The organism is Chryseobacterium ginsenosidimutans (assembly GCF_024807225.1).
GTDB lineage: Bacteria > Bacteroidota > Bacteroidia > Flavobacteriales > Weeksellaceae > Chryseobacterium > Chryseobacterium ginsenosidimutans.
Window position 1 is genome coordinate 659,761 of record NZ_JANUCO010000001.1, and the last position, 22,369, is coordinate 682,129.

General features: G+C 35.2%; 20 protein-coding genes and 1 pseudogene. 8 read left to right on the forward strand and 13 right to left on the reverse strand.

Annotation, left to right across the window (positions count from 1 at the left end; all coding sequences use genetic code 11):
- Positions 1–67 precede the first annotated feature (67 nt).
- The 3 genes from rho (at position 68) to J3D55_RS03285 (ending at position 5,014) form a co-directional block, all read left to right on the forward strand.
- Complete coding sequence (gene rho, locus J3D55_RS03275) at positions 68–2,029, forward strand: transcription termination factor Rho (RefSeq protein WP_259127946.1); 1,962 nt, start codon at positions 68–70, stop codon at positions 2,027–2,029.
- Positions 2,030–2,196: 167 nt separating this feature from the next.
- A complete protein-coding gene (locus tag J3D55_RS03280; protein WP_259127947.1) occupies positions 2,197–4,296 on the forward strand; it encodes a DUF8189 domain-containing protein in 2,100 nt (699 codons plus the stop codon).
- Positions 4,297–4,417: 121 nt separating this feature from the next.
- On the forward strand, positions 4,418–5,014 hold the full coding sequence (locus J3D55_RS03285; protein ID WP_259127948.1) for a superoxide dismutase: 597 nt from the start codon (positions 4,418–4,420) through the stop codon (positions 5,012–5,014).
- 51 nt (positions 5,015–5,065) lie between these two features.
- Here the strand turns inward: J3D55_RS03285 and J3D55_RS03290 are convergent, their stop codons facing one another.
- Positions 5,066–5,488, reverse strand: a complete 423-nt coding sequence (locus J3D55_RS03290; RefSeq protein ID WP_259127950.1) for a DUF6146 family protein — start codon at positions 5,486–5,488, stop codon at positions 5,066–5,068.
- A gap of 51 nt (positions 5,489–5,539) precedes the next feature.
- A complete protein-coding gene (locus J3D55_RS03295; RefSeq protein WP_259127951.1) occupies positions 5,540–6,730 on the reverse strand; it encodes an endonuclease/exonuclease/phosphatase family protein in 1,191 nt (396 codons plus the stop codon).
- A gap of 251 nt (positions 6,731–6,981) precedes the next feature.
- On the opposite strand from J3D55_RS03295, the gene J3D55_RS22640 reads away from it, so the two are divergent.
- The 3 genes from J3D55_RS22640 to J3D55_RS03305 are packed head-to-tail and all read left to right on the forward strand — an operon-like array spanning position 6,982 to position 11,277.
- Complete coding sequence (locus J3D55_RS22640; RefSeq protein ID WP_445432962.1) at positions 6,982–8,178, forward strand: carboxypeptidase regulatory-like domain-containing protein; 1,197 nt, start codon at positions 6,982–6,984, stop codon at positions 8,176–8,178.
- Positions 8,135–9,832 carry a TonB-dependent receptor gene (locus J3D55_RS22645; RefSeq protein WP_445432963.1) on the forward strand — a complete coding sequence of 566 codons (1,698 nt, stop codon included), beginning with the start codon at positions 8,135–8,137 and terminating at the stop codon, positions 9,830–9,832. The genes J3D55_RS22640 and J3D55_RS22645 overlap by 44 nt, the downstream gene beginning before the upstream one ends.
- 29 nt (positions 9,833–9,861) lie before the next feature.
- Positions 9,862–11,277, forward strand: coding sequence for a M949_1556 family lipoprotein (locus tag J3D55_RS03305; RefSeq protein ID WP_259127952.1), 1,416 nt, complete (start codon positions 9,862–9,864; stop codon positions 11,275–11,277).
- A gap of 164 nt (positions 11,278–11,441) precedes the next feature.
- Here the strand turns inward: J3D55_RS03305 and J3D55_RS03310 are convergent, their stop codons facing one another.
- From J3D55_RS03310 to J3D55_RS03335, 6 genes and pseudogenes are all read right to left on the reverse strand, one after another.
- Positions 11,442–11,813 carry a DUF6896 domain-containing protein gene (locus tag J3D55_RS03310; protein WP_259127953.1) on the reverse strand — a complete coding sequence of 124 codons (372 nt, stop codon included), beginning with the start codon at positions 11,811–11,813 and terminating at the stop codon, positions 11,442–11,444.
- Entirely contained in the window at positions 11,797–12,267 is a 471-nt protein-coding gene (locus J3D55_RS03315; protein ID WP_259127954.1) for a DUF6702 family protein, read from the reverse strand. The genes J3D55_RS03310 and J3D55_RS03315 overlap by 17 nt, the downstream gene beginning before the upstream one ends.
- 58 nt (positions 12,268–12,325) lie before the next feature.
- Positions 12,326–13,078, reverse strand: a complete 753-nt coding sequence (locus tag J3D55_RS03320) for an LOG family protein (RefSeq protein WP_259127955.1) — start codon at positions 13,076–13,078, stop codon at positions 12,326–12,328.
- 7 nt (positions 13,079–13,085) lie between these two features.
- Positions 13,086–13,800: pseudogene (locus J3D55_RS03325) on the reverse strand (nucleotidyltransferase family protein).
- Positions 13,801–13,885: 85 nt separating this feature from the next.
- A complete protein-coding gene (locus J3D55_RS03330) occupies positions 13,886–14,302 on the reverse strand; it encodes a RapZ C-terminal domain-containing protein (RefSeq protein ID WP_259127956.1) in 417 nt (138 codons plus the stop codon).
- Positions 14,303–14,525: 223 nt separating this feature from the next.
- Entirely contained in the window at positions 14,526–15,545 is a 1,020-nt protein-coding gene (locus J3D55_RS03335) for an aminoglycoside phosphotransferase family protein (RefSeq protein WP_259127957.1), read from the reverse strand.
- A gap of 48 nt (positions 15,546–15,593) precedes the next feature.
- Between J3D55_RS03335 and xrtF the strand changes: the two genes are divergently transcribed.
- On the forward strand, positions 15,594–16,124 hold the full coding sequence (gene xrtF / locus J3D55_RS03340) for an exosortase family protein XrtF (RefSeq protein WP_259127960.1): 531 nt from the start codon (positions 15,594–15,596) through the stop codon (positions 16,122–16,124).
- The gene (locus tag J3D55_RS03345) at positions 16,111–16,536 is read left to right on the forward strand and encodes an exosortase F system-associated membrane protein (protein ID WP_259127962.1); all 426 of its coding nucleotides are present in this window, start codon (positions 16,111–16,113) and stop codon (positions 16,534–16,536) included. Before xrtF ends, J3D55_RS03345 begins: the two co-directional genes overlap by 14 nt.
- A 13-nt stretch (positions 16,537–16,549) precedes the next feature.
- On the opposite strand, the gene J3D55_RS03350 is transcribed toward J3D55_RS03345, so the two are convergent.
- From J3D55_RS03350 to J3D55_RS03370, 5 genes are all read right to left on the reverse strand, one after another.
- Positions 16,550–16,957 carry a protease inhibitor I42 family protein gene (locus J3D55_RS03350; protein WP_259127963.1) on the reverse strand — a complete coding sequence of 136 codons (408 nt, stop codon included), beginning with the start codon at positions 16,955–16,957 and terminating at the stop codon, positions 16,550–16,552.
- Positions 16,958–17,059: 102 nt separating this feature from the next.
- Complete coding sequence (locus J3D55_RS03355; protein WP_259127964.1) at positions 17,060–18,061, reverse strand: cation diffusion facilitator family transporter; 1,002 nt, start codon at positions 18,059–18,061, stop codon at positions 17,060–17,062.
- Between the two features lie 54 nt (positions 18,062–18,115).
- Positions 18,116–19,108, reverse strand: coding sequence for an aspartate-semialdehyde dehydrogenase (locus tag J3D55_RS03360; RefSeq protein WP_259127965.1), 993 nt, complete (start codon positions 19,106–19,108; stop codon positions 18,116–18,118).
- 32 nt (positions 19,109–19,140) lie between these two features.
- On the reverse strand, positions 19,141–19,581 hold the full coding sequence (locus J3D55_RS03365; protein ID WP_259127966.1) for a hypothetical protein: 441 nt from the start codon (positions 19,579–19,581) through the stop codon (positions 19,141–19,143).
- Positions 19,582–19,676: 95 nt separating this feature from the next.
- Positions 19,677–22,319 (reverse strand): TonB-dependent receptor, encoded by a 2,643-nt coding sequence (locus J3D55_RS03370; RefSeq protein ID WP_259127967.1) that lies wholly within the window; start codon positions 22,317–22,319, stop codon positions 19,677–19,679.
- Between the last annotated feature and the right edge of the window lie 50 nt (positions 22,320–22,369).

Sequence of the window (22,369 nt, forward strand, 5' to 3'; positions counted from 1 at the left end):
ACTTGAAAATAAAAGTCACCCGACTTACTTTTCTTATTCACAATTAATTACATTTTTTACATTAAATATGTTTAACATTGAAACGTTAAGGTCAAAATCCGTAACGGAGCTGACTAAAATCTTAAAAGATTTGAGCGTTAAAGTTGCAAGAAATAGCACTGAAAATGACAAAATCTTTGCAATTCTTGACTTTCAGGCTTCCAATCCCAAAGTGGCAAAAGATTATTTCAACACCACAGAAACCAGCATGACTACGGAGGAAACACAAGCAGAAAAACCTGTGAAGGCTCCTGTCAAAAAAGCTGCCCCGAAAAAACCTGCGGCTAAACCCAAAGTAGAGGCAAAACCACCGGTAGAAACACAACCGACACTTGAAGAAAAGGTAGAAGTAGAAGTGAAGCAGCCAGTTTCTGAAGAACTAAAACCGGAAGAAACAAAAGGTACACCAATAGCAGCTAAAGAAGGAGCAAATGCAACTGCGCAGTCTAAACAAAAGAGGAAAAGAGTATTGCCGCCAAATACCGGAAATACAGAAACGCCTCAGGAAAAAATAGAAGCTCCTAAAAACACAGAATCCCAAGAATCTGCTCCCACAGAAGAAAAGCCAAATACCCCTCAACATCAGGCTAGACCTCAAAAAGGACAACACAACAATCCGCAACATAACAGCGGAAACCAACATAGGAATCAAAATCAAAATCAGAATCAGAACCAGAATCCTAACCAAAACCAAGGTTCTAATCAAATCCCTAATCAGGGACAGGGTCAAAATCCTAACCAAAATCAGAATTCAGGTCAAAACCAGCATCAGAATCCTAACCAGAATAATCCTAATCAAAATCAGAACAGACAGCAACAACAGCAGCATTCTGACAGACAGGAAGAACACCACGAACAGAAAAAAGAGTATAGTTTCGACGGACTGGTAACTATTGAAGGTGTTTTGGAGATTTTACCGGATAATTATGGTTTCTTACGTTCATCAGATTTCAGTTATATTTCTTCGCCGGATGATGTGTATGTTTCTACGGCTCAGATCAGAAATTACAGCCTTAAAACCGGAGATACGGTAAGAGGAATTGTAAGACTTCCGAAAGAAGGAGAAAAATATTTTTCTTTATTAAAACCAACTGAAGTTAACGGTCGCGATTTAGCTTTCATTAAAGACCGTGTTGCTTTTGAATATCTTACGCCATTATTCCCGGAAGAGAAATTCAATTTATCAGGAAGTAATTCTACAATGGCGACAAGAATTGTAGATTTAATTGCACCGATCGGAAAAGGACAAAGAGCAATGATTGTTGCCCAGCCAAAAACGGGTAAAACAATGTTGCTGAAAGATATCGCTAATTCTATCGCAGCCAATCACCCTGAAGTCTATATGATGGTTCTTTTGATCGACGAACGTCCGGAAGAAGTTACCGATATGGAAAGAAGTGTAAATGCGGAAGTTATCGCCTCTACATTTGATGAAGCAGCAGACAAACACGTAAAAGTAGCCAATCTTGTTCTTGCAAAAGCGCAAAGAATGGTAGAATGCGGACACGATGTTGTGATTTTATTAGACTCAATTACAAGATTAGCAAGAGCTTACAATACAGTAACTCCTGCATCTGGAAAAGTGCTTTCCGGTGGTGTTGATGCGAATGCTCTTCACAAGCCGAAAAGATTCTTCGGAGCAGCGAGAAAAATAGAAGGAGGCGGATCTTTAACGATCATTGCAACCGCTCTTATCGATACAGGTTCTAAAATGGACGAAGTTATCTTTGAAGAATTTAAAGGAACGGGTAACATGGAGCTTCAATTAGATAGAAAAATTGCCAACAGAAGAATCTATCCGGCAATTGATTTAGTAGGTTCAAGTACTCGTAGAGACGATCTTCTTTTAGATGAAGTGACCTCTCAGAGAATGTGGATTCTAAGAAAATACCTTGCTGAAATGAATCCAATAGAAGCAATGGAGTTTGTAAATAAAAACATCAAAGGAACTCGTAATAACGAAGAATTCTTGATGTCTATGAATAAATAAAGGAGTATTTTCTCCGTTAAATAATGAAAAACCGCTATCAATAGCGGTTTTTTTGTTTTTATATTAAAAACCCATTTGTTTTAGGTATTCCTCATTAAATTAATTTAAATTCTAATAAATCGTTTAAATATTTTTATATTTAATAGACAAATTTAAATTAAAACACTATGGAAAATTTTAGAACAATTAAGGGAGAAGATCTAGATCCGAAATATCTTCCGATCGCAAACAAAATAAGTGACAGCGTACTTTCTGCAGCGCACAAGGCGTTACTCAGTATCAATAATCCCAGACAGTATGCTTTAAATAATGATAGTATTGAATTTAATATTAAAAACTATCTTAGTACAATTCCTCAAGTTGAGCTGCAAAAAGGGGTTCAAAAAGTAATTCAGGGAGGTTCTCTCCCAAAAGTCTCAGATCTTGTTTTATTGAAGAATTTACAAAATAAAATAGTCATTACAGATACTCTTTTTAGTAAAGTAAATGTTACTACAAAGCCAATGAGCTTAAAAGTTGACTTTTTAAATAAAGGGAATTCTAATTTCATGCTGAACGTCACCCAATTACGCTGCAACGAAGAAACAGGAGCAACAAGCGCAGGGAGCGACCATGTTTTTGTACAGGCTGTGAAAATTGATGGATTTGGTAATTCAATTAAAGCTCCTGTAGTAGATCTGGAAGGAGGATGGGACAATGGGAATGTGGTAAACTGGAAAAATAGAGGAGAAATCAAAAATTTTGCAAATTTTAATCTTGATTATGGCAAAGGCTGGCCCAGAAAATGCACCGTTGTACTTGCGATGTCTATCCGCTCTTCGGAAGGATTGGAAAAGCTTATGGATCAGATTGCTGCTAAAGCAAAAGAAGAAGTCATTAAATATCTTTCAGCAGCAGCAGGTGCAATAGCCGGAGCGAAAATTGGCGCAGCTATCGGAACGGGATTCGGACCGATCGGAACTATTGTAGGAGCGGCAGTCGGAGCCATTGTCGGAGCTATAGTTGCATATGTTTTTGATAAGCTTTACGGTTGGTTCAAGGATCTCTTTTTCGGTACAAAATTATTTAAACCCGTTACTATCGAATATTCGATTCCTTATAGTGGATATAAAACTAATAATGAAGGATATACGGTAACATGGACGGGGCATTACGGAAAATATACGGCTGATATAGAAGCAGTTTTGGAGTGGGGAAAAGGAAGAGGTGTTTCAACGGCTATAAAACACGGAAAATTTATTCAAAGTACTGTTTATAAAGTTAATAATGAAAATAAAATAGGCTTTTACTGGAATTACAGCAAATTGAGCAATTCAGGAAAATGGGGCGATACAAAAGGAATGGCTTCCGTGGATGCACCCATCACTGCTGTAGGAAATTTTGAAAGCGGACAGGTGGAAATTTTGGTTATCGGATTAGACGGCAGAGTTTGGAACAGTAAAGCTTTAGTTCAGCTAATGACAAATACGAATGGGATGAAATATGGTGAGTTTAATGGATGGATTCCTGTTCTTGACGGTGTTTTTGTGCAGGGAACAAAAGTGGCGGGAGCTTCCAGAAGTGCCAATATGATTGATATTTTTTGTTTAGGAACAGACGGACAGGTTTGGACTGCTGCAAAAGGACCTCAAACCAAAAATGTATGGGCCGGTTGGTGGCCGATTGGCGGATTGCAAGGAATTCCTGGTACCGCTCTGTCTGTGGTTTCCAGATCTGCAGGAATATTGGATGTCTTTGTTGTGGGGCTGGATGGAAGGGTTTATTCCACAAGTTATGATCCTTCATCTTCAGGGAAATGGATCAACTGGTTTTATTTTATAGATTATGATAAACTTATCCCGGGAATTGAAGTCACTGCCGTTTCAAGAAAACAAAACCTTATTGAGCTGTTCGCTGTAAATGTGGATGGCGATTCTATAACAGCTTCATGGTCTCCGGCTACAGGATGGAAAGGTTGGGAAAATATACAAGCAGGGAAATTTACACCAGGAACTACAATTTCGGTGGCGAATCATTCTCCGGAAAATATAGATATTTTCGGAATAAGTACAGACGGTAGAGTCTGGACTGCCGCAAAAGGGCCTCAAACCAACAATAAATGGGCAGGATGGTGGCCAATCGGAGATATGGTTTTTGAAGAAGGTTCTACACTTTCTGCCATTTCCACTTCGCCGAACATGTTGAATGTTTTTGTGACAGGAAAAGATGGAAATACCTATGCTGCAACTTATGACGGCAGCAAATGGCAATGGGATAATATTGGTTAATAAAAAAATAATATGAAATCAATGAATATATCAATGTTAAAGATTTATTAAAATAATACGCATTTTTTGAAAATAGCTCAAATTATGGCTAAATTTGAATAATAACATTAAAAATAAAATTATGTCATTTGAATTACCAAAACTAGGATATGCTTACGATGCATTGGAACCGACTATTGATGCAAAAACAATGGAAATCCACCATACGAAGCACCATCAAGCATATATCGACAATTTAAATAATGCCATTAAAGGAACTGACCTGGAAGGAAAAACAATTGAAGAAATCTGCCAGACAGGAACTGACAAAGCACCGGTAAGAAACAACGGAGGAGGTCACTTTAACCACTCTTTGTTCTGGGAAATCTTAACTCCAGGAGGAAGCAATGAGCCTGTAGGAAATGTAAAAGCTGCAATCGAAGCTTATGGAGGTCTTGAAAAATTCAAAACTGATTTTTCTGATGCTGCTAAAACAAGATTCGGTTCTGGATGGGCTTGGTTGGTAAAAAATGCTGACGGTTCTGTTTCTGTATCTTCAACTCCAAATCAAGACAACCCGTTAATGCCTGTTGCAGACGTAAAAGGAACTCCGGTTCTAGGACTTGACGTTTGGGAGCACGCTTATTATTTAAACTATCAAAACAGAAGACCAGACTACGTTGCAGCGTTTTTCTCTGTAGTAAACTGGGATAAAGTAGAAGAATTATTCAACAAATAATTTTAAACTATTTATAAAAATGAAAAGGTTCAGAATTACTCTGAACCTTTTTTAATATCTTGTTGTGTCGCTTCCTGAAAGCCCACTCATACGCAATCCATACTTCCAATTCACGTATGCAAAAACCTGATACAATTTGTACTCAAATTTTAATCCGTACTTTTCTTTTGGATCATAATCAATTGATGATTCTATGACATTTCTATATCTTCCGGAAGAATAATAAGAATTCCATTCGCTTGCCAAAAGCGTATTTCTTGTTTTTAAATAAGATTCTGAATATTGACTGATTGGTTTGGCAACGGCATTCAGAAAATAATCAAACTGAGTATCAATAACCGTAAGATCCCATTCGCCATCATCGTTTTTCGAAGGTTTCATCTCAGATTTCTCTTTATCACTTTTAGGATCAGTCTGTGCTGTGCAACTCAATGGTAAAAGAAAAATAATGAATAATAAGAGTAAGTTTTTCATAATCATAAATGTACATAAAAAAAAGACACTCATTTTGAGTGCCTTACATCTTTATGGTTCTTTCTGGAGAATTACAAATGCGGGGAAGTGATCGCTGTAACCACCTGTAAACTGATCCCCATTCCAGGATCGGAAAGGATAGCCTTTGTAATTTCCTTCTTTATTTACTAAATAAGCAGGAGCAAAAATTTCTGCTTTGTATACCGAATAATCTTTTGTTACCTGATCTGTCACTAAATTTTTAGAAACAATAATCTGGTCAAACAAATTCGGAGCATCCTGATACGCCAATGATGCCACACCTTTCTTATATAAAGGATACATTAAATTTAGATAAGGATTGGTATCGCTTAAATCTTTCGGACTTGCCTGAGCTTTCAGGTGATTTTTTAAACTTGAACTTACAGGATCATCATTAAAATCGCCCATTGCAAACAGTTTTGTTGTAGGATCTGCTGCTCTTACACTGTCCATTTGTTGTTTCAATAAAGCTGCTGCGGCATTTCGTTTTGGTAACGAAATCGCTTCACCACCTCTTCTTGAAGGCCAGTGATTCATAAAGAACGCCACTTTTTCGTTATCCAAGAAACCTGTTACCACCAAAATATCTCTTGTGTATTCTCTTTTCCCATCATCACCGAAAACTTTTAGTTCTTTTTTTAATGAATTTGTTGGGGTAAATCTTCTTTTCTGATAAATTAAAGCAATATCAATTCCTCTGTAGTCATAAGAATTGTAATGAATAATTCCGTAATCATACTTTTTCAATGCCGGTTCATTCACAAGATCCTGAATCACCTGTCGGTTTTCGACCTCAATTAAACCTACAATGGCAGGAGCTGTTTTTGTGTACTGAGCTCCCATTTCGGAAATTACTTTCGCTTCGTTGGCTAATTTTGCCTTGTAAACTTTAGTGCCATAATTTTTTCCGCTTTTTGGGGTAAATTCGTCAGATCCGCTTTGGTATCTTACTACTTTTTTACCTATTAAAGCACCGTCGCTCCAAGTTCCATCGTATTTTTCTGCTTCTAAAAATTTAATGGAATCAAGAGGAATGCTTCTGTGAAAAGCAGGATTCTTTACATCTTTGGTTCCGTCGATATAATCTGCTGAGCGAATTGTGTCCCAAAGGTTTTCTACATTTAAAAAACCTACTGTTGCTACTTTTCTCAGTTTTCCCTGTTGTTGTGAGAATGCCATGATTGAAAAAATAATGGCAAACAAACTCGAAAATTTCTTCATCTTCTTTAGAGTTATTATTAATATTATTTAATTTGCTAATTTACTTTTTTTTAATTCATACAATTTTAAATATTTGTAAATTTAAAATGTGGTATTTGTGTTTTCTTACATAATGATTCTTAAAAGATTGTCATGTTAAGAAGAAATAACGTTAAAAAGTTTGTTAATTGTAAATTTTGACTAAATTTGCCTCCCCAGCTTTTAAAGTGTTGAAAATTAAAGAGAAAAGTACAAAAAAAATAAATATACACATGATTAAAAAACTATCATTAGTCTCTTTATTTACTTTGCTTCCTGCTTCCTATTATTTTGCGCAGACTACAGTTTCAGCGTATCTTAAAGATGCAGATGGAAAACCTATCGAAAGGGCAGAAGTAGATCTTAAAGGGAATGACAATGATGTAACGGCAGACAAAATTGGATACTTCCAGTTTGTAGATTTGATGCCGGGACATTACCAAATTGTGATTACGAAACCGAATTACGAAACCAAAGTAATGGAGTTTGACGTAGCCAATGAGAAGAAAAAGGATCTAGGGATTGTTACCCTTTATTCTACACTTACGAGTACGGATCAGGGTTTAGCCATTATCGATAATAGTAATGGTGACGACGAAGACAGCAATAGCGGACAAGCTTCTACAGTTGGTTTATTACAATCTTCTCAAGATGTTTTCAACAGAATTGCTAGTTTTGATCTGGGTGCATATTGGTTCCGACCAAGAGGTATTGACGGAAGAACTTCTGAAAATATGATGAATGGTGTCTCCATGGTGAAATCGGATAATGGAAATGTAGATTTTTCTAACTGGGGTGGTCTTAACGAAATTGTAAGATATCCGGAAATTTCTTCAAACCATTCACCTTCCGAATATGCTTTTGGTGGTGCTAGTGGAGTTATTTATAAAAATACTAAAGCCAGCGAATACAGAAAAGGATTTCAGGCTACTTATTCTATTACCAACAGGAATTACCGTCAGAGAGTTTCTTTGAGGTATACTTCTGGAATGAGTAAAAAAGGTTGGGCATTTACCGTAATGGGTGCTAAAAGATGGGCAGAAGAAGGTATCCAGGAAGGAACTTTCTATGATGCTTACGGGACTTATTTGGGTGTGGAGAAAAAATTTAATGATAACCATTCTATTACTTTCAATGCATTTGCTTCTCCCTACAGAAGGTCTACATCAAGCCCAAGTACGCAGGAGGTTTATGATTACAGAGGCGTACATTACAACTCTTACTGGGGATGGCAAGATGGAGAAAAAAGAAATGAAAGGGTAAGAAAAGGTTTTCAGCCGATCTTCCAATTACAGGATTTCTGGAAAATCAACAAGAAATCTAATTTATGGACGACTGCTTCTTACCAATTCGGAAAAGATAAAGGGTCTAGATTAGATTGGCAGAATGCACAGAAACCCATCTCCGACTTATTACAAAAAACTACCTAGTTATTATTTAAATAGTATTATTTTTAGTCAATTACATAATAATACGCCTGCTGACCAGTATACTGCACTATTAGACGGGTATAATGAAGCAAATCAAAATTGGACAAATAATAATACAGATGTTACCCAGATCAATTGGAATAATTTGTATGCTGCTAACCGCGGTAGTGCTGATGGTAGCGCAAAATATTTCCTTGTAAATGATGTGAGTGATGATAAGATTTTTAATGCTGCAACGCATTATACTTATAACTTCAATGATAAGACAAGATTTTTATTAAACGTTTCTTATCAGAATTTCAAGTCAGAATATTATAGAGAAATCAACGATTTATTAGGGGCTAATTATGCTTTGAATGTAGATCCTTATGCAGATTCAAACAGAACAGGATCTACTGGTTTCTATAATATGAATGACACCGAAACTCAAAAGCATGTAGGAGACAAAATAAATTACGATTATATTCTTAGAAGACAAGAGGTAAAAGTAAATCCGGGTCTTAAATTGTCAACAGGACAGTTCGATGTTTTTGTAAGCGGTTTAGTTGGATATTCTACATCAAGCAGAGAAGGGTTATTTCAAAATTATCTTTACCAGAATACATCTTTTGGAAAAAGCAAAGATTATAATTACTGGAATTATGGCTTGAAAGGACAAATTATCTATAGACTTAATGGTAGAAACTTCTTTGTTTACAACGGAGCATATTTCTCTCAGGCGCCTTTCTTAGAAGATATTTTCATCAACGGAAGAGTTAATAACTATACAGTTCCAAATATTAAAAATGCAGTAGTAAGTGCAAACGACATCAGTTACGTAATGTCTACCCCTTTCTTAAAAGTAAGAGCGACTGCTTATCTTGTGAATACACAAAACGACACCAATGTTCAGAGATTCTTTGCAGATGGATTAACATTAAGTGTTGATAATTCTGATACTGGAGGTACTGAAGATAAAACGGCAAGTGCATTTGTTACCCAGACAATGTCGAACGTTAACAAAAGAAACATGGGTGCAGAGTTAGGAGTTGATGTTAAAATTTTACCAACATTATCTTTACAAGGTGTTGCAAGCTGGGGAGAATATAAATATACAAACAATCCGAATGTATATATTTCATCAGACGTAATGGCTGCTCCGTATGCTAATTTAGGTACAGCTTATATCAAAGATTTCAAAGTTGGAGGAACAGCTCAGAAAGCTTTCTCTGCGGGATTTAGATATAACTCACCGAAATATTGGTGGTTTGGAGCAAGCTGGAATTATCTTGATGATAATAATCTTGATCCTTCTGCTATCCTTAGAACAGATGAATTTATCCAAAATAACAACAGCAACACTCCATTTGTGAATCTTGATGATCCGAAGATCGAACGTTATATGAGACAGGTTCAGCTTCCTTCATCATTCTTTGTGAATGCAAACGTTGGGAAATCTTGGATTATCGGTAAATATTATGTGTTGATTTCAGGATCTGTTAATAATATCCTTGATAACACAAAATATATTACAGGAGGTTTTGAGCAAATCAGAAGCTCAAACGGAAATGTAGATTTTGAAAACGATTATAACAGTAAGAACCCAAATTTTGCCCCAAAATACTGGTACACACAAGGGCGTTCTTATTTTGTAAACTTACAAGTTAGATTCTAAAAAAAAGTAACCAATAGAAATAATAAAAAATGAATATAAAAAATTTCTTAAAGATGAGTTTGGGTGCAGTTGTATTAGGAGCTACCCAAATCGCGTGTATCCACGATGATAAATGGGATGCACCAGAGATTACGTGTAATAATAAATTTGATGCTGCTACTATGACGATGGCACAGGTTGTAGCATTGTCTCCAGCTGCAGGAGTTTATACAATCCCTGCGCAAGATGCTACACACCCGGCTGTAATTTTTGATGGATATGTTATTTCATCTGATGCAAACGGGAATTTTTACAAGACTCTTGTTTTCCAGGATAAACCACAAAATCCAACTGTAGGTTTGGTTTTAGGGCTTAATAAATCTTTAAACTATACAGATTTTCCTGTAGGAGCGCATATCAGAATTAAAGCCAATGGAATGGTTATCGGAAAATCAAACGATGTAATTACGTTAGGAGTTACAGATCCTGATTTTGCGATTGGTAGAATTCCTGAATCTATTATCGGTAGATATATCGGTGGTGTTTGTAACGGATCTGGTCTTGAGATTGTAAATATTGTTCCTCAGGAATTAACGTTGGCTCAAATTAAACAAGATGCTAGATATGTTAATACCTTAGCAATCATTAAAAATGTACAGTTTACAAAAGGCGAAATTGGTTTATCTTTAATGAATAAAGATGCTTCTGGTGCTAATGTTGATACAAACAGAAACCTGGTTGATGCTGTAGGAAATACAGGAATTGTAAGAACTGATGGGTTTTTCAAACCGTCATCTTATATGATTCCTGATAAAAGTGGAGATATCACTTTGGTTGTAAGTAAATATGGTACAGGAACTGCTCCTTATCAAAATATTATCAGAGGAGTAAGCGATATCAATTTTACAAAAGAGCGTTTTGCTGAAGGAATTTTAGGAGGTTCAGCTATTGCTTATTCTGGTTCTTTTACAGAAAACTTTGAAAGTTATCCAGCTGTAAGTCCTTATTTCAATAATTTTCCTAAATATTTAAATTACGCTTATGTTGGAAACAGATATTGGGAAGTAAGATCTTTTAACGGTAATAAATATATACAATTAACGGCGAACGGTGGGGCTGCAAGTACACCTTATGAAACCTATTTCATGGTGCCTGTAGATTTTACAGCTGCTAATACTTTGGCATTTAGAACTACAGTAGGTTTCTACAACGGTGCTGGTCTTAAAGTGTATACAACAACGAATTATACACCGGGTGCAGATCTTTCTACTGCTACTTTGAATGAGATTACTTCTAACTTTACATTCCCTACAGCACCTGCAAGTGGTTACGGAACTTTAGCTCCGGCAGGTACATATAACCTTCCAGGTGCCCTTACTGGTAATGGATTTATAGTATTTAAGTATACAGGAAACAGTTCTGGAATTACAACAACATATCAATTAGACGATATTACAGTTAATTAATTGAGTTCTAATATTTTAAAATAAGGAAGACTGTCTTTTATTAGGCAGTCTTTTTTATTTAAATTTATAATGATAAGTCTGATAAACCACATATTCTTCTATATTCCAAGATAAAACATCTTTTTCAATCAATCTATATAATTCAAGTTCTAAATATTTTTCAGTTAGATATAAGTTTTTGTATGTATCACTATAAACTGTCTAAAATTCCATATAGAAAAAGTGATGTTATTTATAAAATAATTATAATGACACTCAGTTTCATTAATTTCTAAGCTGCATCCGCTTCCATGGAACCAGTAATTATACTCACCGACAATTCCTTTTCTTTCAAAACGGGTTCCAATTCCGGCAACAGTTCTTTCATTTTCATTTAGATGATGTTTTTCTCGTATTAATATTTCAAAATCTTTTATGTAGTTTATATAATCTGAAATTATAATTTCAATCATAACATAAATGTAACCAAAAAAACCACCGCAATTGCAGTGGCTTATATTAACTAACTTAAATTTTTTTCTAAAATGAAACTTCATTCACTTCTTTTCCTCTTTGGAAGTTCATTACTTTCTGACTTCCTTTGTAAGCAACAGTAACAATATTGATCTGCTTCGGAAAAGCGCTTAAAAGTATCGTGTTTTTTATCTTTAAGGTATTGATATCCGAAACGCCTCCGGCTTCAAAATATACCCATACAGTTTCTCCGCTTACCTGACTTCCGGTGAAGGTTATTGTTTTTGGCGAGCCATTGACATACACATCAAAATTATTATTTACATATTTTTTTACTTCTGCCTCGAATCCTGCTGTGTTAGGATTAATCTTAATAGCATCCGAAATATGATTCGTATTCATTTTTGTGGTGAACTTCAATGTCTTGCTTCCATCAATATAATCCACTTTTGTCATTGAAGAGAAAAAGTCTACATACGTGAAACTCATTAACACAAAAAATGTTAAAATTCCTGTTATATATAAAAGTTTTTTCATCTTAATTAATAGATTTACAATCATGCTTGTTTGTATTAAGTGACAAATAATATGCCAATTAAAAATTAACGTTTACAGAATACTTATCGTAGAACGCTTTAATGTGAGCTACCGCTTCGTCAGCAGTGTCTACCACCCGATAAAGATCCAGATCTTCCTCGTGAATCATTTTTTCTTTAAGCAAAGTTTCTTTAAACCAATCCAAAAGTCCGCTCCAAAATTCGGATCCTACCAGAACAATCGGAAACTTGCCGATTTTATTGGTTTGAATTAAAGTCATGGCTTCCGTAAGCTCATCCAAAGTTCCAAAACCTCCCGGCATTACGATAAAACCTTGAGAATATTTCACAAACATTACTTTTCTCACGAAAAAATAATCAAAGTTCATGGAATATGATTTATTGATATAAGGATTAAAATGCTGCTCAAAAGGAAGATCAATATTCAATCCGATCGATTTTCCGTGTGCATTGAAAGCGCCTTTGTTTCCCGCTTCCATGATTCCTGGACCGCCGCCGGTAATGATTCCAAAACCGATCGCTGTGATTTTCTCTGCAATTTCTACCGCCATTTTGTAGTATTTGCTTTGAGGTTTTAATCTTGCAGAACCAAAAATAGAAACACAAGGTCCTATTTTGGCTAATTTTTCATAGCCGTCCACAAACTCCGCCATCACCTTGAAAACCATCCAGCTGTCTTTCATGATGGTTTCGTCCCAGTTTTTTTGTCTGAGGCTGTTTTGTAGCTTAGTTTCGTTACTGTCAAGTTCAGGATTCACCAAACTTTCGTCTCTGTTTCCTTCCATTCTCATTGCAAAATTATTTAAAATGTTTTTCGGCTTCTATTACAGATTCCGGTCTTCCTACGTCTATCAGAATACTGTCGTGTACAAAACCGTGAATATGTTCGGTCTGCATTAAGTCCAGATATTCTTCCATAACAGAAAATTTGCCCTTTCTTTTTATCTTTTCAAAGATACTCGGATTGATGCAGTGAACGCCGCTAAAAGCCAATGCCTTGAATCCTTTGTTGAATTCTGCGAGTCTCTGTTCACCGGTTTGCACATTCAGCCAGCCTCTTAAAACCAAATCATCATTGAAAAGCAATTTCCTTGAGCTTTCTCTATCCGAAACGGCTAATGTAGCAAAATCTTTTATCTTTTTGTGGTATTCTACAAGATCTGTGATATTTATGTTGGTTAAAATATCGGCATTCATGATTAAAAAATCTTCGCCGTGATCGAGAAATCGTTTGGCAAAAATCAAGCCGCCACCGGTTTCCAAGAGTTCTTCAGACTCGTCGGAAATTTCAATTTGGCATCCGAAATTGTCGTTTTGTTTTAAAAAATCAACAATCTGATTTCCGAAATGATGAACATTAATTACAAAATCTTTGATCCCGAAAGTTTTAAGATACGTAATATTTCTTTCCAAAAGCGCGATGCCATTTACTTTTGCCAATGCTTTCGGATGATGATCTGTGAAAGGTTTTAGTCTAGTTTCCTTTTCCTGCAGCGAAAATTAAAGCCTTCATATTTTATAAATAATGAGTGATGAGTAATAAATGATGATGTATAAATAATATAATTAACGAAGTTAAAAACATTACTCATTACCAATTACTTATTACCTATATTAAGTTGGTGTTGTTCGTCATGGTGAAGGCTGATTTCAACTTTTTCACCGTATTTTTCTTCAACAAAATGAGCGATTTTAATCGCAGAATATACCGATCTGTGTTGTCCTCCCGTACATCCGAAATTAATCTGAAGATTTTCAAAACCTCTTTCCAGATAATTGTCGATGTTGATGGATACTAAGCTTTTAATTAATTCTAAAAACTTTGGCATATCGGTTTTCGTTTCCAGATATTCCTGAACACCGATGTCATTTCCGGTCTGGATTTTATATTCTTCCACTCTTCCGGGATTCAGAATTCCGCGGCAGTCGAACGTAAAACCACCTCCGTTTCCTGTATCATCTTTCGGAATTCCTCCTTTTTTGTACGAAAAACTGTGTATGTCGATGTGTAGCATTTTCTATTTTTTTAAATTTTTTATTTGAAACCATTAAGTCCATATAGTTTATTGTTAATTTTCCCGTCGCTTTTTTCAGCCACTTTTGTTATTCCGTAGGAATCTCGTGGAATTTACTCTTTATAAATCCTTCGAGAACCTCAGGATGACATCGCTAATACTAACTTTTTAAAATTAAATCAAGCGCTATTCAATCAGTGTCAGTCTGAGCTTGTCGAAGACTTTAGTTATTCAAAACTTCTTCAATTTTCAATTGCGTTTTCTCCAAACTGAGTTGTTTAATCACTTTTTCCAACTCGGGATAATTTTTCATTTTTTCCCAGGTTTTTGCAAATTCGGTAATATTTTCAATTCCTTTTTCTATGCTTGCAATAAAATGTTGTTTCCTCTGTATCAATCCTCTAAAGCCATACGCGCCTAAAACCTGTAAGAATCTCATCAACTGAATTGGCTTCACCGAGTCTTTTAGTTGAGATTGAGTTTCTTGATTTTCAAATTGTTTACTATAAAAATCAAGCATTTCATTTTTAAAATCTTTAGGAAAATTGGCTTTAGCCTGAAACAGAAACGAAATCACGTCATACATCAAAGGACCTTTCATAGCCGATTGATAATCGATAAATGAAACCTCGTTTTTTTTATTCACCATGATATTTCTTGCCTGAAAATCGCGGATCATTACACCTTTCGGTTCAAGATTTTCGATGAGGTTCACGATTTGTTTGAACTCCTTTAAAAGAGTAGATTTATGATATTCCAGTTCCAGAACATCAGCTACAAAATTTTTAAAATAATATAAATCGTGCGTTACAGGAAGTTCATCATAACTTTCATATTCAAATGTCTTGGTGAAATCTATTTTATCCTGCGTCGAAATTTGTAACTGATACAATTTTTTTAAGGTTTGTTTTACCAAAGATTTTACATTTTCAGACAAACCTTCTTTTGAAATAACTTCCGAAAGTGTATTTTCTCCCAAAAATTCCTGAATATAAGTTTTCCTGTCATCAGAAATTTTAAAGATTTTAGGAGTATTGAGGTGTAAATCTGAGAAAATTTCAGAGTAATACAAAAAACTTTCGTTCTCCTGAATGTTTTCGTTGTAGGTAATAATATACTTTGTATTTCCGGTTTTAGCCAAAAAATTTACTCTCGCAGAACCGCTTTGAGCTAAAATAATAAACTCAGAAGAGTTTTTACCGGTATAATTTTCAAAAAATCGCTTGACGTTTTCGGAATTCATAGATGAAACAAATATAGTAATTTACAAGCTAATTTCTATATTTGCAATATGCTAAAGGATTTCAAACCAGTTTTAAGCATTCTGTTGCGCTTCATCATCATTTATCTGGTGTTGCTTTTTGCGTATCAGTTTTATCTCAACAGTTTTCAGGATGAAGGTCTAGATCCTTTTTCGAGAATGATTGCTGAGCAGGTGCGCTATATCCAAAATGTATTTGGGTATCAGACTCAGCTTTATGATGATGTGAAAGGAGAGCAGGTTTATTTTTATGTAAAAAATCAATATCCGACAAGAATGGTGGAAGGCTGCAATGCTATTTCGGTGATGATTCTCTTTGTAGCTTTTGTTTTTGCCTTCTACAAAGGAAAAAAGACATTTGTTTTCGTATTGATTGGTCTTGCTTTGCTTTATATTATGAATGTATTGAGAATTATCGGGCTGAATATCGTAGTGACGGATTACAAACAATATGCAAAAATTTCGCATGATTATGTTTTTCCGGCGGTTATTTACGGGACGGTTGTTGTTCTTTGGTTGGTTTGGATTAAATTTTTTGCTTTAAAACATGAAAATTCTTAGCTGGTTTCTCGTCATCGTCGGAGTTTTTGGACTTGTAAGTGTGAGAGCGCTTGAAGACCAGATCTTTTACGACCCTTTTCTCAATTATTTTCATGAAGCGAATAAAAATATTCCGTTTCCGCCTTTTGAATGGGGAAAATTAATCATCGGATATTTGTTCAGATTTGTTTTAAACTTAATTTTTTCATGTTTAATCATCCATTTTTGGTTTAAAAATAAACAATGGACGATCCAGGGTATGATTTTAATTACGATAATTTTCCTCATCACTTTCCCGATTTATCTGTATTGTATTAATGACAGATTCGATATCGGTTATCTATTTTCTTTCTATATGAGGAGATTTGTGATCCAGCCTTTGATTTTATTGCTGATTATTCCGATGTTTTATTATAGAAAGAAAATAGAGTAACTGTTAGTCTTTATTAGTTTTCTACAACAAAATAAATCGTTTTTGTTTCAGTGATCTCACCTGCAGGAGCTGTATTTTTGAAATCAATTTTGCATTTCCCATTTTCTTTACCCAGAACGTCTAAGGTTCTGATTCCTGGTACTCCCACCATTCCCGGAGCACTGTCATTTTGTTTGTAAGTGTCGTTATCAATCGCAACCGAACAGTTTTTTTCTGTCTCTATTGCCCAATGATAACCTGTTGACGGGTTTTCCTCTATTTTTAAAGCAATGCTTCCTCCTTTTTTTAGTTTGATGATATCAGAATTTTTAGAATCACTAAAAAGAATTTCCTGAGCCTTATTTTCACTGTTTGTGTTTGGCATGTTTTTACAGTTTAAGAGAGCTGTTCCAAAGATGGAAAGTAAAATGTATTTTTTCATGGTTTAATTTTTATTGAATATAAGGCTTTTCCAAACAATAAATAATTAAATGAAAAATTTATCAATTTAGTTGATCGTTAGAATGTTATGTGTTTTGGTGCATTAATGATCCACCGTGTGTTTATCCACTCGAGTCACATTTTCCGGAGTCCATGTCACTCTTTTTACAAAATCTTTTTCGCGGACAGGACAGTCTTTTATCTGACAGAGAGGACACGAAATAGGCTTACAATCATCCATATGAAAATTAAACTCGATATCTCTATTTATGTTTTCGGCTAAAAGAATAATCATCTTTTCCATCTCGTTGTGGGCGTCACGAAGACTGTAATACCAAGGTAAAGTGATATGTGCATCAATGTGTAGATTGGCTCCGAACTGCTGGATTTTCATGTTGTGTACGTCGATCCATTCAGTTCTTCTGTTATCTTCAAGAACTTTAATGATCTGATTTAATAATTCAGGATCTTGTTCATCCATAATTCCGCTTAAAGATTTACGAACGATCTTATATCCGACAACGATGATGTAACCTCCAAAAATAAGGGCTACAACAGAATCTATCCAATAAATTTTAGTAAAATAAACGACAACCAAACTTATGACAACGCCAAGAGTAGTAATGGTGTCTGATTGCAGGTGTTTTCCGGATGAAATTAAAACCAAAGAATTTTCCTGTTCCCCTTTTTTAATGGAAATATATCCCAGAAAATAATTGACAATCGCTGTTGCTGCAATGATCCAGATTCCCCAATCGAGTTTATTTAAAATTTTTCCGACAACTAAACTGTTTACACCTTCATAAATAATCATGATTCCGGCAATGGCAATCAAAGCACCTTCGATTCCTGAGGTCACGAATTCTACTTTTCCATGTCCGTAAGGATGTTCTTCGTCTTTAGGTTTTGCAGCAAGATAGAGAGAATAAAGCCCCATAAATGCACTGATGACATTCACGATACTTTCCATGGCATCAGAAAAGACCGCGTCGGAATTAGTAAGTTTCCAGGCGACGATTTTTCCGATGAAGAGAATAACTCCAAAAACGGCAATCAGCTTTTGAAAGGCTAATTTATCTTTATTATTAATCTTTTGAACGTTCATAGGTTTGATAAAAAAAAGAATCTCAATTTTGAGACTCTTTTTATTTTTGTTAGTTTATACTAAGTTATTTGCTACAAGGTATTCTGCGATCTGTACTGCGTTCGTTGCAGCTCCTTTTCGCAGATTGTCTGCCACAATCCAGAGATTCAGGGTCTTTGGCTGTGAAAGATCTCGTCTTATCCTTCCCACGAAAACGTCGTCTTTTCCTTCTGAGTAAAGCGGCATCGGATATTCGTTGTTTTTCACGTTATCCATTACCACAACTCCCGGAGTTTCAGATAAGATTTTTCTTACTTCATCAAGCTCGAATTCGTTTTCAAACTCGATGTTTACACTTTCTGAGTGACCTCCTTGAACAGGAACTCTCACTGCAGTTGCCGTTAAATTAAATGTATCATCACCTAAAATCTTCTTAGGCTCTTTCATTAATTTAATTTCTTCTTTCGTGTAATCGTCATCCGAAAAAACATCACAGTGTGGCAATGCATTTTTGAAGATTTGATAAGGATATACTTTTGCAATAGTTTCGTCTCCGCTGATCTCTCCGTTTAATTGGTCTACAGCAGCTTTCCCAGTTCCTGTTACAGATTGGTACGTGGAAACAATTACTCTTTTTAAATCATATTTTTTGTTCAAAGGTCCTAAAACCATTACTAACTGAATAGTAGAACAGTTCGGGTTTGCAATGATCTTATCTTCTTTCGTCAACACATCAGCATTGATTTCAGGAACGATCAATTTCTTGTCAGGATCCATTCTCCAAGCTGAAGAATTGTCGATCACGGTTGTTCCGACTTCTGCAAATAAGGGAGCAAATTCTAGTGAAGTTGAACCTCCTGCAGAGAAAATTGCAATATCCGGTTTGGCAGCTATAGCGTCCTTTATGCTTACAATCGTAAATTCTTCCTGTTTATACTTCACCTTTTTACCAATAGATCTTTCCGATGCTACCGGAATTAATTCTGTGATAGGGAAGTTCCTTTCTTCTAGAACTTTAAGCATAACTTGTCCAACCATTCCTGTTGAACCGACTACAGCTACTTTCATTGATTTAAATAAAAATTATTATGTTAATATATTTATGCCCCAAAGACTCTTGCCCAAGGGAACGCGAATGCGAATAAACCGGCTGCAATTAATCCCATAATTACAATTCCTAAAGAAATGGTAGGATTAACTTTCACTTTTTTGTTAACGATTGTCATCAAAACTGCAGCAACCAACATTGAAAATGGATGTTCTACATATTGGAATCTTGAATATGGATCCTTCATTAATGTTCCCGCGTCCAAAGCAGCTTTGAAACCCGGAGAAAATATGAATAATAAACATACTCCCACCAAAAACTGAACATGGAAGAAGATCATCGTGAAAAGCGTAGTTTTCTTTAAAAACTTGTTCACTTTTCCGCTGAACCCAAACATGGTCGTTAATAATGCAATAATAAATAAGGCTACTAAAACCAATTCTAAATACCCGAAACCTTTATGGGCACTAAGAAATACTTTGTAAAAATCCATAATCCTATTTTTTCTTTTTTCTGAAAGCAAATATAGCAAAAATCCCGGCGAAAAGCCGGGATTAGTATTTATAAAATCTAATGTTTTTTAGATTATTAGAATTTAAATGAAACGGTTCCAGACCATGTTCTTCCAAATCCGAAGTATACATTATTACTTTGTTTGATTCCTTTGTATTCTGGTGTTGCTAAATATGCCTGGTAAGCTGCTGCAGTCGAGAAGTTCTTCTGTGTAAGTCCTGAAAGAATATTAGAAGTACCTTCAGAGATATAAGTCGTATCTAATACATTATACACATTGAATCCGAAAGTTAAAGAGTTTTTCTTAGAAATATTCAAGGTGTAATTAGCTCCTAGATCTAATAAGTTATAATCAGGAAGTTTTAATGCGCCTTTTTCTATTGCACCTGGTGTATAAGTAGAAGTAACAAGAGAAGAGTCAAAATCATTTATACTAAAGTTAGAATATAAATCTCCATACCATCTCCAGTTTGCAAATATTCTAAGTCCTTCCAAAGGTTTTACTGTAGCACCTAAAGAAACGTTTTTCTGTGCAGAGTTACCAACTTTTACATTATCTAATGCTAGAACAGTACTGTTAGAACCAGCCTTTAAATTTACTGGTACGTTGTTGTCGTCATATACAGATCCCGCAGCATTTCCTTTATATTTATAATTTCCAAGAGAAGCAGCAGCATCTAAATCTAAAAATTTATTTACAGTATAAGTTGCATCAAATTCTATCCCTTTGTGTATTTCTTGTAAACCTGAGATTTCTGCATAAGCATTAAGAACTTGGATGTTGTCAGAATTAGTAACAGTAAGACCAGTTTTTCTTTGGAATCTGTCTTTCCAGTTTGTGCTATATACATTTACGTTAGCACGAAGTTTACCAAGTCTTAATCCGTATCCTAATTCTACACTGAAGATTTTCTCATTCGTAAGATTTGGATTTAAGGTTTGTTTGTTATTTGGATAAACTGCTGTTAAAAACGGTTGCTTAGAAATATATCCAATATTTCCAAAGAAGTTATTATTGCTGTCAAGATTATAGTTTAGACCTCCTTTTACGTTGTATCCAATTAAATCTTTCATTCCTGTTTTGGTATTAACGATTTGGTCGTTTTGTTTCGTAACTCCGTCGATTACCCAGTTGTCAATTCTTTGGTAAGATTGATTAGATAAAGCCCCTGAAACAAAAGCTGAAAGTTTCTCAGTTGAGTATTCCAATTGTCCAAAACCACCATACCAAAGTACCTCACCATTATAATTTCTACCTAGAATCTGACTGTCATCTTTTATTGCTTTTACAAAAGGATTAGCTGAAGGAGTTGCAGATGAAGTTTGGTTAATCAAATATCCTGGCTGCATATTTAGGTTTCCTTTTTCAAAATAACCGTTTGCACCTAAGAAATTAGTGGCTACAGCTGGGTGATAACCATAATAATATCTTGTATCAATACCTACAGAGAAATTAAAGCTATCATTAAATTTATGATTAAATGTCGATAGTAACCCATACCAGTCATGAGAATTGACATTCGCTCTTTGTATAATACCTAAAGAAGAATTATTTACTAGATTTCCATTAGGATTAGTTCTTATTGTTCCAAAAGCATTCGGCTGACCTTGATTCCATTTTACTATCTCATCCCATTGAAGTAAACCATCTGCTGTTTTTGGTAATGCATTTATCCCTGTACTTGTAGTTGTTGTACCATTTTTCACAGGAATTGCACCTAAAATTCCTGTTCCGCCACCTCTACCAAAAGAAGCATATCCTACAGTAGATAGTTTTGATTTTTCAGAGATTTTCCAATCCCAGTTGAATGAAATTACAGGTTTTGAATAATAGTTAGTTGTCTGGCTAAACTCCTTACCATTTAAATATCCCCAGTTAGAGTTGTATCTTCTATTCGGTTCATCAACACCATTTCCGTATTTAATGTCGGTTGCAATTGTATTAGCAAAGTTTTGATTGTGCCATTGTGGAGCACCAGTCATTGTAAACTGGAAATCATGCTTCCCGTTTTTGGTTTGATACCCTTGTGCGAAATAATAATTATATCCTTCAAATTGCGAACCGTCAAAATACATAGATCCTGCTGTTCTGCTCAATAAAAATGAAGTTGACCAACCTTTTGCAGATTTTCCTGTGTTATAGGCAAAAGATGCTTTGTAGTATCCGTCATTTCCAACACCAACTGTAACATTTCCACCTTGCTTTTTATCAGAAGATCTTGTTAAGATATTTATGGTTCCTCCCACGGAAGCAATTGCTAATTTTGAAGCTCCAAGTCCTCTTTGTACCTGCATTGCAGAAGTTACATCAGATAAACCAGCCCAGTTAGACCAATAAACAGTACCTCCTTCCATGTCATTCACTGGAACACCATTAATCATTACTGCGATATTGGCATTTTCAAAACCTCTGATTCTGATAGTTCCGTCTCCGAAACCACCACCTCCTTTGGTAACATAAACCGAAGGTGTTGTATTTAGAATTTCAGGGAATTCCTGATTTCCTAATCTCTCAATAATTTGAGCTTCTTTGATTGTTGAAACCGCTACAGGAGTTTTTCTATCCTTAGCGATATCGGCAACTCCGGTTAGTACAACTTGTTCAATGTCTTTGGATCTTGTGTCTTTAACAGTGTCCTGAACTTGTTGAGCGTAATAAACACTAGCTGTTGATAATGTAATTATCGCAGTTAGCATTGATTTGTTGATTAATTTCATAATCGTTAGTAATAGTTAGATTTAATTTTCTGCAAAATTCGGGAAATAAA

What these genes read in the sequence shown, in the direction of transcription:
- J3D55_RS03370 (WP_259127967.1), bottom strand. Translation starts at nt 22,319, where the DNA reads ATGAAATTAATCAACAAATCAATGCTAACTGCGATAATTACATTATCA.
- J3D55_RS03335 (WP_259127957.1), bottom strand. Translation starts at nt 15,545, where the DNA reads ATGAATTCCGAAAACGTCAAGCGATTTTTTGAAAATTATACCGGTAAA.
- J3D55_RS03360 (WP_259127965.1), bottom strand. Translation starts at nt 19,108, where the DNA reads ATGAAAGTAGCTGTAGTCGGTTCAACAGGAATGGTTGGACAAGTTATG.
- J3D55_RS03355 (WP_259127964.1), bottom strand. Translation starts at nt 18,061, where the DNA reads ATGAACGTTCAAAAGATTAATAATAAAGATAAATTAGCCTTTCAAAAG.
- J3D55_RS03345 (WP_259127962.1), top strand. Translation starts at nt 16,111, where the DNA reads ATGAAAATTCTTAGCTGGTTTCTCGTCATCGTCGGAGTTTTTGGACTT.
- J3D55_RS22640 (WP_445432962.1), top strand. Translation starts at nt 6,982, where the DNA reads ATGATTAAAAAACTATCATTAGTCTCTTTATTTACTTTGCTTCCTGCT.
- J3D55_RS03330 (WP_259127956.1), bottom strand. Translation starts at nt 14,302, where the DNA reads ATGCTACACATCGACATACACAGTTTTTCGTACAAAAAAGGAGGAATT.
- J3D55_RS03310 (WP_259127953.1), bottom strand. Translation starts at nt 11,813, where the DNA reads ATGAAGTTTCATTTTAGAAAAAAATTTAAGTTAGTTAATATAAGCCAC.
- J3D55_RS03320 (WP_259127955.1), bottom strand. Translation starts at nt 13,078, where the DNA reads ATGAGAATGGAAGGAAACAGAGACGAAAGTTTGGTGAATCCTGAACTT.
- J3D55_RS03315 (WP_259127954.1), bottom strand. Translation starts at nt 12,267, where the DNA reads ATGAAAAAACTTTTATATATAACAGGAATTTTAACATTTTTTGTGTTA.
- J3D55_RS03365 (WP_259127966.1), bottom strand. Translation starts at nt 19,581, where the DNA reads ATGGATTTTTACAAAGTATTTCTTAGTGCCCATAAAGGTTTCGGGTAT.
- J3D55_RS22645 (WP_445432963.1), top strand. Translation starts at nt 8,135, where the DNA reads ATGCACAGAAACCCATCTCCGACTTATTACAAAAAACTACCTAGTTAT.
- J3D55_RS03285 (WP_259127948.1), top strand. Translation starts at nt 4,418, where the DNA reads ATGTCATTTGAATTACCAAAACTAGGATATGCTTACGATGCATTGGAA.
- J3D55_RS03295 (WP_259127951.1), bottom strand. Translation starts at nt 6,730, where the DNA reads ATGAAGAAATTTTCGAGTTTGTTTGCCATTATTTTTTCAATCATGGCA.
- rho (WP_259127946.1), top strand. Translation starts at nt 68, where the DNA reads ATGTTTAACATTGAAACGTTAAGGTCAAAATCCGTAACGGAGCTGACT.
- J3D55_RS03305 (WP_259127952.1), top strand. Translation starts at nt 9,862, where the DNA reads ATGAATATAAAAAATTTCTTAAAGATGAGTTTGGGTGCAGTTGTATTA.
- J3D55_RS03290 (WP_259127950.1), bottom strand. Translation starts at nt 5,488, where the DNA reads ATGAAAAACTTACTCTTATTATTCATTATTTTTCTTTTACCATTGAGT.
- J3D55_RS03350 (WP_259127963.1), bottom strand. Translation starts at nt 16,957, where the DNA reads ATGAAAAAATACATTTTACTTTCCATCTTTGGAACAGCTCTCTTAAAC.
- xrtF (WP_259127960.1), top strand. Translation starts at nt 15,594, where the DNA reads ATGCTAAAGGATTTCAAACCAGTTTTAAGCATTCTGTTGCGCTTCATC.
- J3D55_RS03280 (WP_259127947.1), top strand. Translation starts at nt 2,197, where the DNA reads ATGGAAAATTTTAGAACAATTAAGGGAGAAGATCTAGATCCGAAATAT.